Source organism: Rothia sp. HMSC058E10 (assembly GCF_001809415.1).
Lineage (GTDB): Bacteria > Actinomycetota > Actinomycetes > Actinomycetales > Micrococcaceae > Rothia > Rothia dentocariosa.
This window is the reverse complement of record NZ_KV797627.1, coordinates 27,021-40,821: the sequence shown is the minus strand read 5'-3', so window position 1 is coordinate 40,821 and position 13,801 is coordinate 27,021. Positions and strand designations below refer to the sequence as shown.

Genomic DNA, 13,801 nt, shown 5'->3' with positions numbered 1-13,801 from the left:
CGCGGCAAAACGGGCACTCTTACCCGCGAAATACCGGCGAGCAGGGGCAAGGGGTTAGTTCTTCTAGTTCCCCATCGTCTTGCGATGCTGCGCGCCAGGGTTTTGCAGCCCGTGAGCGTGCGCATCGTGGTTTTTCGTATCGGCCTTGGTGCGCTTGAACTTACCGGTCAGTGCTCGCGTAACCTTGGGTCCGTGAGAGTTTTTCTGCTCATCAGACGTGAACTTGGGGGCACGCGGGGTAAGCATCAGCTCAGCCGGGAAAAACGCGGGAGCATCACCAAACGCATTACGGGCGCTCTTAACCACGTCACGCCCCAGCGCCAAGTTTGCGCCGCCGCCGACCACGGCGCCCACGCCGAACGGCAGGGCACGCCCCAGCAGGGCTCCGCTCTGGCGGGTCAAGAAACGCTTGATAAACATATTGCGAATCGTGCGTTCCACACTAAAAGTCTTGCCCGCCGACTTACCGCCCAGCAGCATGCCCCACCGGTTGGAAACGCCGCTCGCCTTCCCGGTCTGCAGCAGCACGGTATTCATCAGCTGCGAGCCTTCTTCGCCGAGCATAATCGCCATCACCATCGAACGTGCAACCTCGGGGTTCTCCACGTGCACGCCGTGCAGCTCAGCCACCGCTTGGGCGAACAGTGCGGTCCTTTCCAGGTACCCGCCAACCGCGAGCGCCGAAAGGCTCATCGAGGTCACGGTTCCGATTCCGGGCACGAAAGCGGATGCGCCCGTCACCCCGCCGATCGCGGTCACGTCACGCAGATAGTTGCGTTCAAGGCGCCGCAGAATCTTTTCGGGGGTTTCGTCCGGATGCGCCGCCCGCAAACTTTTCACCATCGACAGCGCTAGGGGGCGCTGAACGCGCAGAACGGTATCAAGCGTTTTGGTGAGTGCAGGGCGGGGATTGCCGTTATCGTCAAAAAGTGACTTTTTCGGGTCTAGCATAATGTCAGTAAAGCACGTTTTGACTCAAAGTAGGTACCGCATCCTGCAGAAACGGTGCTTATTCCGCCCAGCGAGTATTCCGCCGCGTTCATGATACGCTCCTGGCCTGGAATTTTGGTGCGTCAAGAACTACCTTCCCCAGCTCTACCTGTGCACACTACACATGACATAAATCTTGCCCGCTAACCCATCGGTACGGTATATACGCCCCAAGTCCAGACCTGGTATCTCAAAGCGGCATAGCTCTTTCCGCCGTTTACCTTCGGCAGGTTTTATGAGGGAGTAAATTTCACGGTATGACGTTTTAGTTCGGCTTTTCGCCCCGAGGGCTTAGAATTGAGCTAGGTTACACAACACACTCGTTCATTCAGGCGCTCCGACGCGTCTTCTGCGGTGTTCAGCAATGGCACTAACACCGGCCTTCACACAGTAAGGAACCTATATGTCTGCTCCTGCTTCGGCGCGCTCGCCACTGGCGACTCAGGGCCTCGGTATGGCGTATGCTATCGGCGCCATTATTTCGGCACAGTTCGGTTCTGCGCTCGCTAAGACAATGATGGGCGATCTGGGCGCGTGGGGTGTGGTGGCTCTGCGCATGATCACCTCGTCGCTTCTGCTGTATCTCTTTTTCCGCCCACAAGTTCGTCAATGGACGCGCCCGCAGTGGCTTGCCGTGATCGTCTTGGGGGTTGCCCTTTTCGGTGCAAACGCCTTCTTCTATGTGGCAATTCAGCAGGTTCCGCTGGCGATCGCGGTGGCTATCGAGTTTATGGGTCCGCTCGTGTTGGCAACGGTTCTTTCGCGAAGAAAACTCGACCTGATCTGGATTCTTCTTTCCTTTACCGGTATGGCTATTTTGACGGCAGAGTCGCAGTCAAAGCCCGAAGATTTTGCACTGATAGGTATATTTTTCGCTATTCTCACCGCCGTTTCTCGTGCCGCCTATATTCTGGCAACAGAGCGTGTGGGCGCCACAATTCCGGGGATGGGCGGTATGGTGATGGGCAATCTTGTCTCCACGCTCTTGGTTATCCCGTTCCCTTTCTTCATCACGGGCAATCATTTAGGGAAAGTAGTCACCGACCCCGCCTTACTGGCGCTTGGTTTTGCGATGGGACTTCTGGCCTCTGCGCTTCCCGCACTGGGCGAGATTTCGGCGCTTCGCATGCTCCCCTCGAATGTATACAGCGTGGTGCTTTCGCTGGAACCTGCCGCGGCGGCGCTGGTGGGCGTTATTATTCTGCAAGAACCCACCGATGCGGTGCGTTGGATTGCAATTGCGCTGCTGATTACGGCGAGTATTGGGATCACGATATCGCACGCTCGGGTGGAACGCCGAGCCCTTGAGGAAGGTACAGCGGAGACAATTACGCATTTCCTGCCTGGCGCGGTTGACAGCATCGGTGCCGACCTTGTGCAGAAGACCGGGGTGATTACCCTGCCCACCACCGAGCAGATCAAGCTCGACCGGCAGGCTAAGGAAACCCGGCCAGAAGGCTCCTCCCAAACGTAGAATATCCTTCACATTTGGGGTATTCCCTAGGTTACAACAGTACGCAGGCTACGTTACCATTATTCTCACGTGGTACCGCCGCCTGTTGTCGTTGTGATCTAGGAGGTTTCTTGACCAGCCTCAGCCATCATAGTCACCGCAAGCGCCCCACCGTCGGCATCATTTTTGTGGTCATCTCGTGCCTTTCTCTGCAATTCGGTGCGGCTTTCGCGGTGCACCTTTTTCCGCTTTTTGGTCCGTGGCTCGTCACAGTTCTGCGCCTGCTTCTCGCCGCGATCACGGTGGGTGCGGCGGTCTGGATTGCCGGGCGCTGGCGGGCGCATCGGGCAGGTGCACAAGCCGCATATATGGCAGTACCCGCAAAAACATCCGACGGATTCTTAGGCTGGTCTTCCCGCCAATGGCGTGCCATGCTCATTTTCGGTGTCACGCTCGGGTTCATGAACGGCTTCTTCTACAATGCGCTGGCTCGCATCCCGCTCGGGCTGGCAGTAGCGGTCGAGTTTACCGGTCCGCTCGTACTGGCCTCTATCCTCACGCGGCGTAAACGCGACCTAGTGTGGGTATTCTGCGCGGCGGCAGGCATGGCGGTACTCGGCTTCGAGGCGGTACACGGGCAGGCAACGGACCTGCTGGGCGTACTATACGCCCTGATTGCGGGCGCATTCTGGGCGCTCTACATTCGCTCAAGCGCCTCAGTCGGCGAGCTCGTGCCCGGTGCAAGCGGACTCGCCGTAGCAATGGCCGTGGGAGCCATCTGCGTGGTCCCCGGAGCCCTGCTTTTCCCCGGCCCCGTAGCGCTCTGGAGCGTTACGCACGATACCCAACTGGTGCTCTTCATCATCGGAACCTCCCTGCTGGCATCAGTCGTGCCGTACAGCAGCGAGTTGGCAGCCCTGCGGCACCTTCCCGAACAGGTCTTCAGTGTGCTTCTCAGCCTGGAACCGGCGATTGCGGCGCTCGCGGGGTGGGCGCTGTTGGGTCAGGAAACCGGCCTGATGCGCTGGGTTGCGATTATCCTGCTGATCACGGCAAGTATCGGAATTACCCAGACGACTGGGGACTCTGCACATGCGGACGAAACTTCGGATTCTTACCGGAGGAACGAACCTCCCGAGCATACCTCTCCCCTGCCGTTGCCGGAGTAGACTGCGGGATACTACGCTGCCTGCGTGCCGGGTCGGTTCTGCAACGGGCAGCGTGGGCAGCTATTGCTCGGCCAGGTACCCCAGAAAATCCCGCAGTTCTTCGGTACCCAGCACCTCCGCCGGATGCGGTCCCCGCGCGAACAGCGCATCGGCGGTGTCCTCGTCGAGCTCGCGTGCGGTTGCGATCAGCACCAGGTTCCCCTCGTGCTCACCGCTCAGCATGGAAGAATCGCACAGGCACCACACATGCTCGAACGTATCCAATAGGGCGTGCGCCTGACCCTGGAAGAAGGGCAGCCCGGCATCATCGCCCACGTTCACGGCGAGTGCCCCGCGAGCGCTCAGAAGCTCACGCAGCTCGGCGTAGTAGTCGGCGTTGGCAAGGTGGGCGGGCGCATCCATGCCCGTAAAAATATCAAGAATAATGGCGTCGATCCCGCGAAAAACACCGCCGTCGGATGCGGCATGAGCGCCGAAAAGCGCGGGAATCTCGGGGAGTACGGCGCGCGCATCCGCAACCACGAACTCGCACCGGGTACCTGCGGGCAACGGCAGCACCTCGGTCACAAACCCCATCAGCTGTGGCTCATAATCGACGGCCACTTGCGAAGACCCCGGGCGCGTGGCCTGCACATAGCGGGCAAGCGTGAGTGCCCCGGCCCCCAGGTGAAGAGCCGTCACGGGTTCGCGCGGGGGTGCGAGTACATCCAGCACATTGGCGATGCGCCGCAGATACTCGTAAAACACGACGGTCGCATCAGCAGCATCAACATGGGATTGTTCGGCACCGCCAATGTCAAGCACATAGCCGTGCTCGCTGAATCCGTCCTCAAGAATACGACCGCGCTGGCCGCTCACACTCAGGTGAACGCCCAGCGCGGCACGCTCTCGTTGTCTGTCATCCATCACGAAAGATTAGCTCAGCCCTGCGGCTTTCTTGAATTCTTTAACCATATCCTCAGCGGAGGTCGAAGAATCCACATTCTTAAGAACCTTGTCATTAACCGCGAATTGGGGGGTGCCCGCCACACCGATCTTTTGAGCGTACTCAAAATCGCCCTTGATCAGGTCGAGGGTTTTTGAATCCCCCAGATCGTCCCTGAACTTCTCCTCATCCAGTCCAAGTTCCTGAGCATAGCCGATGAAAACTCCCGCCAGATCGGTCTGGCTCACATCTTTCCAGGAATCCTGAGTTTCAAAGAGCTTATTCGCCATCTCTAGGTGCTTACCCTGAAGCTCTGCCGCCTGCACGGTCAGCGCAGCGGGTACGGCGTTCTTATGGGCGGGCAACGGCATATTGCGCACGGTCACGTTCATAGTGCCCTCAAGGTCCTTGGCAACCTTTTCATAGGTGGGTTCAGCCTTGGCGCAGTAGGGGCACTGGTAGTCGGTGTACAGGGTCACGGTGGGCGCACCCTGCTTAGGAGTGTTGAGGTGGTATCCAACCTCGTCACGCTCACCAACTTTGGTGGCGGTCATTTTGGCGGAGTCACCCGAGGCCGAAGCCGAACCGGATGCGCTTGCCTCTCCCCCGGCGCTAGCGCTGCCGGAAGCATCGCCCGAGGGAGCGCTGTTTGCTGAGCCGCTTGAGCTGGCGTTAGAGCTTGAACTGCCGCTTGCGGATGCACTCGACCCGGAATTTGAGGTGGCGTTCGCGCATGCGGAGAATACGACTGCGAGAGCGGGTACCCCGAGTGAAAGCGCGGTACGGCGATTAAGCATAGATGTCATGAGGGTTCCTTTACCGTAAAGATAATAGATCTTCGTTTTATCCTCCCATATCTTGCGGGGGAACGCACCCCTTTCGAGTTATGGGTCATATTCGCCCTGCCCTGTAATCTCTGCTAATATTGGCGATGGTATATGCGCCATCTAGGGCGTATATGGGGTGCCTCCTTAGCTCAGGGGTAGAGCATTTCCCTCGTAAAGAAAAGGTCGTGGGTTCGAATCCCACAGGGGGCTCAGCGTAACCCGTCGTCTTCTGCCAGCGGGCAGAGTACGGCGGGTTTTGTGTTTCCCATCTACGGATTACCCTTGAAAACCCGTACAATAAGGAAAGAGTTTTATCGTTTTGTTTGCACTTCGAGAGGGGCATCATGCGTCATAAAAAACAGACCCAGCGTTTTGGGTTGGTATTCGTGCTTCTGCTGATACCGTGTTGTGCGCTGTGGTTCTTTTATCGATGGATTTTCGGTGAAGATACCATTATTGCCGTCCCCATCGTGCTGGGGGTTGTGACCTCCTATATTTGCGCCTATGCCTTTACCGGCGGCAGGACTCCGTACAACTAGCCGCCCGCAGCGAAGCTGTACCGCACAGAGAACACGTGAGCCGCGCATCCTAACCAGAGGCAGGATGCGCGGCTCACGTTCTTGTACCAAGACTTTAGACGTTGGCGCGCTGGGCGTCACTTTCGGTCTTTCCCCACAGCCCGTAGACTTTGGCGAGTTCTTTGACCTTCTTGGCGCGCAGGTAACGCGGCAGATATGAGCCGTCGTGCGGCCCGTCAATGGGCACGTCAAGCATTTTGTGCGCCTCGGCGATTTCGTGGTCACTCGGTGAGAATGCCTGGTTGATGGTGTCTGCCTGATCGGAATCGAGGGTGAGTTTGCCGGTCATGCCGTGGGCCGTGGCGTAGGTGCAGGCTTCAGTGAGAGCCGCCTTGTACTTTCCCACGGATGGACCGTCGATAGGACCGGGGATACCACCCAGAGTTGAAGCGATCACGAGCTGCGAGCGCACATAGGCGAGCGCCATGGGGGTGTCGCTGGAACCGGTATCGCGGCGGTAATCGCCTGCTCCGAAGGCGATGCGGAAGGTTCCGATAGCGCTGGCGATTTCGACGGCGTTGTGCACCCCGAGAGCCGATTCGATAAGCGCGATGATGGGCGTTCCGGCGGGCAGTTCGGAGGCGGTGCGGTCGATATCGGTCGCGTGCTCTGCGGTGGCGAGCATAACGCCGCGCAGACCTTTGGTATTTTTGAGGGCTTTAACGTCTTTCCACCAGTGCTCGGTGGTGATAGCGTTGATGCGCACCCATGCGACCACGCCGGAGTTGAGCATTTTGACGACTCGACTGCGGGCTTCGTCTTTTTCGTCTTCGGGGCACCCGTCTTCGAGGTCTAGGATAATGGAGTCTGCTTCACTGGCGAATGCTTCTTCAAAGTCTTTTTCGGCTGAATTAGGGCGTACAAGAAGCCAGGAGCGAGAGAGACTGGGGCGTAGCTGGCGTGCACGTTCATTGCGATGGAATTCGAGCATTGGTTGGTCTTTTCCCTGATGTGCTGGTGTCCGAGCTTTTAGTGTAGGTGTCTGATCCATGATGGTTATACTAAGCTCAACCTTAGTTAAGGTTCTAGTTACCTCATATCGTGTGGGTTTTTACGCGGATTTATATGGTTTTATGTTGGATAATTCGCGGCATGAAACCCTCAAAAGACACTAAACCCCCGAAATTACCGGGGAAATTATACGGAGCCCGCGACTACACAACTATTCGCACATCGCCGCTAGTTTCACGTTTATGACGTTAAACCGAGGTTGTCTGCAGAGACAGGTTTTCGTTGCGCGCCTGTGCAGCTTTTTCATCACGCGCGCGGGCGATCAGGCGTTCCGCATTTTCGACATGCTCAACCACACTCTGCACGCGGCGCTCTACCGTAATCTTGCGGTGGCACTGCACACTGCACTCGCCAAAGCACCGCGCCATCGCCAGCGCCTCAGCGCAGAGGGCTACCGCATTACCAGCTTTTGAGAGCGCCCGATGCAGATCCGAGAACGTGCCTTCAGGGGAGGCAGGAATATCCATGCCATCACTGGGGGCAATACGCTGCGCTTCCATCGCGACGGCACGAACCCGCGGAATAAGATCGGCAAGAGTATTCGCATCCGGCACGATAAGTTCGATCATCTCGGTATCGGCAAGGCGTTCAAGAACCTGATGAAAACGATCAATACCGCGAATAAACCGGTCGTGCGCACGACGCCAGAGACCACGCCCAAGTTCCGCGTCATCACGCCGTGATTGCAGGAAATCTTTGAGTCCCATAGCCCCTCCTCATGCTCAGCCGGTCGTGCGTCTAGAAAGCTCTATATACTTAGGGTACCCTAAATCTCGTTTTGGTGACAGGATGTCGTACAAAAAATGTTGATGTGGGATTAAGCTCTCGAAAAATTCACGCATTTAGCCCGGCCAAACCAGCACAACACGACTTACATCACACGCAAAACAACCTTGCCGCGATGCTGACCCGCATCAAAATACTCATGAGCCTGCGACGCCTGCCACCACGGAAATTCACGATCAAGATTCGCCGAAAGAACGCCACGTTCGAGCAACGGTAACACGTTCTCATGCACCCCTGCCATAATTTTTGCCTTCTCATCCGCAGACCGTGACCGCAAAGACGTACCGTGCACCGACAGGCGCTTTGTTAGCATAAGACCCAGATCAAGTTCCGCGCGGCGGCCGCCCTGCATGGCAATCGTTGCCAGATGCCCGCCATCAGCCAAAGACCGCAGATTATCTTCCAGGTACTTTGCGCCCACCACATCAAGAATATAATTCACACCGTGACCGGCACTCTCACGCTGAATCACCTGACGAAAAGACTCCGTGCGGTAATTAATCGGATGCGCCCCCAACGCCCGCACCACCTGAGCCTTCTCGTCATCACCGACCGTCGCAAAAACCCGCACACCGGCGGCGCGCGCCAGCTGAATAGCGTGCATGCCCACACCCCCGGTACCGCCATGCACCAGAAGCGAAGTCTGCTCATCTTCCGCCGGGTTATTCTGCACGGGATCAAGACTCATTCCACACAGAAGCACCAGATTCGAGTACACCGTCGCGGCGACCTCCGGGATGCACGCCGCCTCAACCATGCTCATACCCTTAGGAACGGGCAGGGTATGGCGCACATCTACCGCCGCATACTCGGCGTAACCGCCGCCAGCAAGAAGCGCCATAACGCGCTCGCCCACCAGAGTGGGATCAACGCCCTCACCCACAGCCTCTACCACACCCGCGATCTCAAGACCGTATACGGAGCTTGCCCCCGCAGGAGGCGGATAATGCCCGCGCCGCTGCAGGGAATCCGCCCGGTTCAGCCCGGCGGCATGCACCCGCACCAAGACCTGCCCGGGTGCAGGGGCGGGAATCGGAACCTCAGAGAGCGTTAGAACCTCTGGATCTCCATGTTCTTTCTCGACAATGGCGCGCATAGTAGCCTCAACAACCTTCTTATCTGTATCTTCCTGCACCGAGATTAGCATGTGTTCTCGGGGCATACCGCAATGTTCAGATTTACAGAAAAGCATAGAACATGAGATAATCGGCGGGTACCTTTTCCGCTCAAGGGCGGAAAATACCGGGATGGTTGTCCGAGCGGCCGAAGGAGCTGGTCTTGAAAACCAGTAGGCGGTAACCCCGTCTCAAGGGTTCAAATCCCTTACCATCCGCACACTAAACCCCGCGATGCCCCTGAGTTTTCAGGTGTACCGCGGGGTTTTCTGCGTAGAATCTGCAGGTTACGAGACCAACCTTGAGAGGAACCACAGCACAATATCAAAGACACCGAGGATACCCCCGATAAGCGCCATAGCGGTATAGCCAGCATTCTTTCCCTTATTAGCAATAAGACCCCTAATACAGGAAACTACGGCAACAATCCCAAAACCGATGGTAAAAATCCCAATACCGACAGCACCTAGAACAAGGGAAGTAATGGAATAGGTTTTTGCGTTTTTCTCTGCTTTGATTGCTTCAGGATCAATTGTCGGCGGGTACGGCTGCTGGTAACCTTGCTGAGGGTATCCGCCCTGTGTGTTCTGCTGGGGCTGGAAGTTGTAGTTTTCGGACATTACTATCCTTCTTGGGGTAGACGATCCTATCGTTGCACATAAGATCTATTTCATTATCGGCTTTATTTACTGTACAGGGTTAAAGATAAGTACACACTTTCTAGCCCGCTGTGTTAACAACCCCGCACCAACACGGCATACGCTTTAAAGCGCCCAGATCATGCACAATAAAGCCCCGCTGTCCTCCCGGCATCGGGATTCTGCGGGGCTGCATCTGTAAGCCCACAGCTGCTACCGAGTGCTGGCTATAGCGGCTATCACAAACGCCACCATCGGAATAAAGAAGAACAGAGTCTCAATCGCCCCCAGCGACAGGGCAATCCAGCTGGTGGCAAGGCCGCCTCCGGCGGGAACTCCGACACGTGAAGCCTGAGCACCTTTAACCGCGCCCCAGATCCCCAAACCCAGTGGAATCACACTCGTAACCCAGAAGAGGGCGAGCACCAAACCAACAATGCCCAGCGCTAAAGAGGTTTGTGCCGCCTGCTCACCGGCAATCTGCTGCGGGGTTTTGGGGACAACCGTCATCATGGGCACGGGCTGCACATATACCGGCTGCTGATAGTAGTGTTGAGGAGCAGGCTGTTGGTAATACTGTTGGGGGGCGGACTGGTGATAGTACTGCTGAGGAACAGTTTGTTGATAGTCTTGCTGTCTAGGAGCGGGCTGCTGGTTCTGATAAAGCTTAGTGTATTCGGGCAGAGAGTCAGAGAGAGGGCGAGTTTTCTCGTAGGCGTCCTCACCCTGATGGGGGTTTTGCGACTGAGACGGTTGCTCTCCCGCGGGATACTCAGACATAGCTATTCCTTTCGGTGACAAGAAGCGACAACTAGACCTGCCCACTGTCTACCTGCTGTAAGGAAATATCTGGGGAACCGTTTTCAGCCTGCGTGAATGGGCGTGGCAATAACTCTAACTATAGCGCGTTGTTTTTCGCTCGTGGGGGAAGTTTGGTCGGCAATTCCGAATTGACCAGCCTGCTTACTCCCGATATTCTTATAGGGATGCACTCGTTTTGTGCACCGTGGAGACGTGCCAGAGCGGCCGAATGGACTTCACTGCTAATGAAGGGTCGGGGTTGAACTCGACCGGGGGTTCAAATCCCCCCGTCTCCGCCAAAGAACGAACCCCCACACTGTAAAAGGTGCGGGGGTTCGCTGCCTCCTAGGAGCGTAGGGCATCAGATTTTTGCAGTCTGTCTTATGATGCAGCTTTGTTTCCGCCTGGCTAACCTTGCCCTCCCAGTCGAAAAAGCGGCGGTTCAGCAAGAAGGGCGAGGGCGCAACGTGCCGACTGCGGATAGGATTTAGAAGCTCATAAAGTCGATGAGGCGCGCATCCGCACCGTCAAGAAGCGCCCACTCCCCCGGCACCTCAAAGACCGCTACGGACGAAGGCGAAAAGCCATAGGAAGCGTCCATCAGGGAATTGTAGTCAGAGTCGGGGCTCGCAAGCTGTAAGGTCACATCTTGCACCGCAGGCAGATGCGACACCACCATAAGCGTGCGCACGCTCTCAGAAACCCCGTTAATGCGCGCCAGCACCCGGGATGCGGGAACCTCGTACAGCCCCTCGTCCAGGTGCGGGGTGGGTGCCTGCTCACCGAGCGCATCTGAAATCCAGGTGGTGGTCTGCCGGGTGCGCAGCGCCGCCGAAGACATCAGCTGTTCAGGAATATAGCCCTTCTGCTTGAGCCAGGAGCCCGCATCCGCAGCCTGACGATGCCCGCGTTTAGTCAGTGGGCGATCAAAATCATCCATACCCCAGTCGGCTTCGGCATGACGCATGATAATCAGGCGCTTAACGTCTCGGAGTGAGTTCTCAACCATACCTTCATAGTACAACGTAGGCGCCCCGATACGCCGGGTTGCCGCATGATAGCGCGCCACAAAACCGGCAGCGAAAACCCCGCGCTCTTAAGAAAAAACGCGGGGTTTCGAGCGTAAAAAGACTAGATAGAGTATTCGGGGGCTGCCCACACCACAACTTCGGGATGCTCAAAGAACCTGTACCCCTGACCGCGCACGGTACGCACGGTTCCCGAAAGACGCCCCAACTTCGAACGCAGACGCCGAATATGCACATCAATAGTGCGTTCGTGGGGATGCTCATCCCCGGCGCTCCAGAGCGACTCCAAAAGCTCATCGCGCCCCACGGTACGGGTGGAGTTCTCAACCAGATGCGCCAGAAGCTCAAACTCTTTGAAGGTGAGCATCAGCTGTTCCCCATCAAGGAACACCTCACGACGCGCCAAATCGATCAGAACGCCATTGGAACTAGGAGTTGCGGGCTGCTCGGCTTCACGCGCCTGCTTGTGCAGCTCAGCCTGGTAGAACACGGCAGTCGGATCGCCAAGCGCATTGCGCACAACCTCAAGATCGCTGCCCTCCGCATGAACGGGAGCCAAAGCAACGGCGGCATAGGATTCGGCCTCAGGTGCCAGATGGTGTGCATAGGTTCGCAAATCCTGCACAATACGCACCAGCGATGTGCCGTTGGCTGCGGCAAGTTCTTCATTGAGCCCCACATACAGCACAAACCCGCGCGCCTCGTTCTCCTGAGCTCCTGCCTTCTGGGTGCCCTGCTGATCCCCGGAGGAGAAGGTCATCGGGCGCAAAGTAGCTGCGGACCCTTGTGTGCGGTTCTGCTGCGGCACTTGACGCTTTGCAGCACGACCACGCTGGGAGATGTGGACGTATCCAGGTACTGCACCTGACATTGTTCAACCTTCTCTCAAGATTTGTTGCGTACGGGTCCCTTGATTCTGCATGATGCGGAATGCTCAAACGCCGCGCGGTAAAGGCGGCGTTTCCTTTGCTATCAATATTTCTATTATTTGACTCATAAATCAAGCAACTTGGGGTATCTGCGACGTTCCGCTCGCAGCTTCACGCCCTCGTGAACTTTGATTCAGTGCCGGGAAACGACGCTGACAAGCACCGTTTCTCCCTCATATTATACATGGAGATTCGGAACCGATACCCCAAAAAGCCGCGCGCTCAGCGCCCCAGACCGCATACGAGCCGGGTGCAATTTCCACGTTCTGGCGCGGAGGCTCCCAAGGGTACCAGCGACTCGTGCACTACTAGTGTTTTTCGCCGCACTCGCAGATGCATGTGATGAAGGGTGCACACCGCAGTATCAAGGGGTCCTGAAGGACCGACGCTCCGTGCGCAATCTCAGAGTCAAGTCCCAAAGCACATGTTTGCGGCGCCCGACGTCTAAGACCGCCCGCGCAGAATTGTCAGACCCGTGAGGATGCGCTACTGCGCCAGCCCGTAGAGGCGGTCGCCTGCATCGCCCAAACCAGGAACTATATATGCCTTTTCGTTCAGGCGCTCATCTTTAGCGGCAAGGAACAGGTCGACATTCCGCAGACCCTCAACGCCCTTCTCGAGAGCCGCAATACCTTCGGGAGCGGCAATCAGGCAGACACAGGTGATGGATTCGGCGCCACGTTCGCGCAGGAATTTAATAGCCTCAATTAAGGTGCCGCCGGTAGCGAGCATAGGATCGAGCAGGTACACCTGACGACCGGTCAAATCTTCGGGCAGACGCTCGGCGTACGTGACAATATCGAGGGTCTCTTCGTTACGGGCCATGCCCAAAAACCCGACTTCGGCGGTGGGCACTAGACGAGTCATGCCTTCGAGCATGCCCAGTCCGGCGCGCAGAATCGGCACGACCAGAGGCTTCGGGTTAGCGATAACGGTTCCCATCGTGCGCGCCACCGGGGTTTCGATAGGACGCTGCTCAACCCGAATCTCACGGGTGGCCTCATAGGCGAGCAGGGTAACGAGTTCATCAACGAGCTGGCGGAACGTGGGTGAGGGAGTGTTTTTATCGCGGAGCACACTAATCTTGTGCGCCACCAGCGGGTGATCAAGAATCTTAATACGCATACTCTCAGTTTACTCTGCCTGCCGCAGTGGGTGGTGCAGAAGCTAATAAACACTAATCAAGGCAGCAAAGTCTGTTGGGGTCTTATGGTGTAGGTTCCGGCGGGTTTTGCTATATACACTCTATCTGGGTTTATGGGAGCTTCCCCAGGAGCGGTCGAGCAAGTAGAGGAGAAAATATGGGCGGCACTGTTCGATCTTGAGAGCTTCTAAATCTTTTGTAACATTTTACGCCCGACATAAGATTACTCAGCACCCATTGAATAAACTGTAAAATACAAGCTCCTTTAAGGGCGTTCTGCTTTCTCAAACCTTGTCACAGACGTAGATCCAGAGTTAAAAATCCAAAAATTCAAAAGAATCACTTTAATAATACCCACCTACCTCCAAAGAACCTGAGTCAGAAGTCATTCATCTGAGGTGGTCTTG

Annotated in this window: 14 protein-coding genes and 3 tRNA genes; 6 read left to right on the top strand and 11 right to left on the bottom strand. The window is 56.6% G+C overall.

The features are described from left to right. Positions 1-63: 63 nt before the first annotated feature. Positions 64-951 carry a hypothetical protein gene (locus HMPREF2609_RS04905; protein WP_013397908.1) on the bottom strand — a complete coding sequence of 296 codons (888 nt, stop codon included), beginning with the start codon at positions 949-951 and terminating at the stop codon, positions 64-66. A 442-nt stretch (positions 952-1,393) separates the two neighbouring features. Between HMPREF2609_RS04905 and HMPREF2609_RS04900 the strand changes: the two genes are divergently transcribed. Then, on the top strand, positions 1,394-2,464 hold the full coding sequence (locus HMPREF2609_RS04900; protein ID WP_070535303.1) for an EamA family transporter: 1,071 nt from the start codon (positions 1,394-1,396) through the stop codon (positions 2,462-2,464). A 110-nt stretch (positions 2,465-2,574) separates the two neighbouring features. Further along, positions 2,575-3,612: an EamA family transporter gene (locus HMPREF2609_RS04895; protein WP_070535301.1), complete on the top strand. Its 1,038-nt coding sequence runs from the start codon at positions 2,575-2,577 to the stop codon at positions 3,610-3,612. 60 nt (positions 3,613-3,672) lie between these two features. Here HMPREF2609_RS04895 and HMPREF2609_RS04890 read toward each other — a convergent pair whose 3' ends face one another. Then, the gene (locus HMPREF2609_RS04890) at positions 3,673-4,518 is read right to left on the bottom strand and encodes a spermidine synthase (protein ID WP_070535299.1); all 846 of its coding nucleotides are present in this window, start codon (positions 4,516-4,518) and stop codon (positions 3,673-3,675) included. A gap of 9 nt (positions 4,519-4,527) precedes the next feature. Further along, entirely contained in the window at positions 4,528-5,343 is an 816-nt protein-coding gene (locus tag HMPREF2609_RS04885) for a DsbA family protein (protein ID WP_070535297.1), read from the bottom strand. Between the two features lie 159 nt (positions 5,344-5,502). Here HMPREF2609_RS04885 and HMPREF2609_RS04880 point away from each other — a divergent pair. Together HMPREF2609_RS04880 and HMPREF2609_RS04875 are read left to right on the top strand one after the other, a co-directional pair. Then, positions 5,503-5,574: transfer RNA gene (locus tag HMPREF2609_RS04880), tRNA-Thr, on the top strand. Between the two features lie 134 nt (positions 5,575-5,708). Further along, positions 5,709-5,903, top strand: coding sequence for a hypothetical protein (locus HMPREF2609_RS04875; protein ID WP_013397915.1), 195 nt, complete (start codon positions 5,709-5,711; stop codon positions 5,901-5,903). A 94-nt stretch (positions 5,904-5,997) separates the two neighbouring features. Here HMPREF2609_RS04875 and HMPREF2609_RS04870 read toward each other — a convergent pair whose 3' ends face one another. From HMPREF2609_RS04870 to HMPREF2609_RS04860, 3 genes are all read right to left on the bottom strand, one after another. Further along, the gene (locus tag HMPREF2609_RS04870; RefSeq protein ID WP_004005648.1) at positions 5,998-6,873 is read right to left on the bottom strand and encodes an HpcH/HpaI aldolase/citrate lyase family protein; all 876 of its coding nucleotides are present in this window, start codon (positions 6,871-6,873) and stop codon (positions 5,998-6,000) included. A 268-nt stretch (positions 6,874-7,141) separates the two neighbouring features. Continuing rightward, complete coding sequence (locus HMPREF2609_RS04865) at positions 7,142-7,660, bottom strand: hypothetical protein (protein WP_004005649.1); 519 nt, start codon at positions 7,658-7,660, stop codon at positions 7,142-7,144. 164 nt (positions 7,661-7,824) lie between these two features. Beyond that, positions 7,825-8,835: an NAD(P)H-quinone oxidoreductase gene (locus HMPREF2609_RS04860; protein WP_070535559.1), complete on the bottom strand. Its 1,011-nt coding sequence runs from the start codon at positions 8,833-8,835 to the stop codon at positions 7,825-7,827. Positions 8,836-8,984: 149 nt separating this feature from the next. Between HMPREF2609_RS04860 and HMPREF2609_RS04855 the strand changes: the two genes are divergently transcribed. Further along, positions 8,985-9,072 (top strand) — tRNA-Ser (locus HMPREF2609_RS04855). A 69-nt stretch (positions 9,073-9,141) separates the two neighbouring features. Here the strand turns inward: HMPREF2609_RS04855 and HMPREF2609_RS04850 are convergent. Both HMPREF2609_RS04850 and HMPREF2609_RS04845 read right to left on the bottom strand, forming a co-directional pair. Then, positions 9,142-9,474: a DUF4190 domain-containing protein gene (locus HMPREF2609_RS04850; protein ID WP_048751817.1), complete on the bottom strand. Its 333-nt coding sequence runs from the start codon at positions 9,472-9,474 to the stop codon at positions 9,142-9,144. 231 nt (positions 9,475-9,705) lie between these two features. Continuing rightward, positions 9,706-10,272 carry a cell division protein FtsK gene (locus HMPREF2609_RS04845; protein WP_070535295.1) on the bottom strand — a complete coding sequence of 189 codons (567 nt, stop codon included), beginning with the start codon at positions 10,270-10,272 and terminating at the stop codon, positions 9,706-9,708. 228 nt (positions 10,273-10,500) lie between these two features. Between HMPREF2609_RS04845 and HMPREF2609_RS04840 the strand changes: the two genes are divergently transcribed. Then, positions 10,501-10,592, top strand: a tRNA-Ser gene (locus HMPREF2609_RS04840). A 188-nt stretch (positions 10,593-10,780) separates the two neighbouring features. On the opposite strand, the gene HMPREF2609_RS04835 is transcribed toward HMPREF2609_RS04840, so the two are convergent. From HMPREF2609_RS04835 to upp, 3 genes are all read right to left on the bottom strand, one after another. After that, positions 10,781-11,302, bottom strand: a complete 522-nt coding sequence (locus tag HMPREF2609_RS04835; RefSeq protein WP_004005656.1) for a SixA phosphatase family protein — start codon at positions 11,300-11,302, stop codon at positions 10,781-10,783. A gap of 122 nt (positions 11,303-11,424) precedes the next feature. Continuing rightward, positions 11,425-12,192: a winged helix-turn-helix domain-containing protein gene (locus HMPREF2609_RS04830; RefSeq protein ID WP_004005657.1), complete on the bottom strand. Its 768-nt coding sequence runs from the start codon at positions 12,190-12,192 to the stop codon at positions 11,425-11,427. Between the two features lie 544 nt (positions 12,193-12,736). Beyond that, entirely contained in the window at positions 12,737-13,375 is a 639-nt protein-coding gene (gene upp, locus HMPREF2609_RS04825; protein ID WP_070449326.1) for a uracil phosphoribosyltransferase, read from the bottom strand. Between the last annotated feature and the right edge of the window lie 426 nt (positions 13,376-13,801).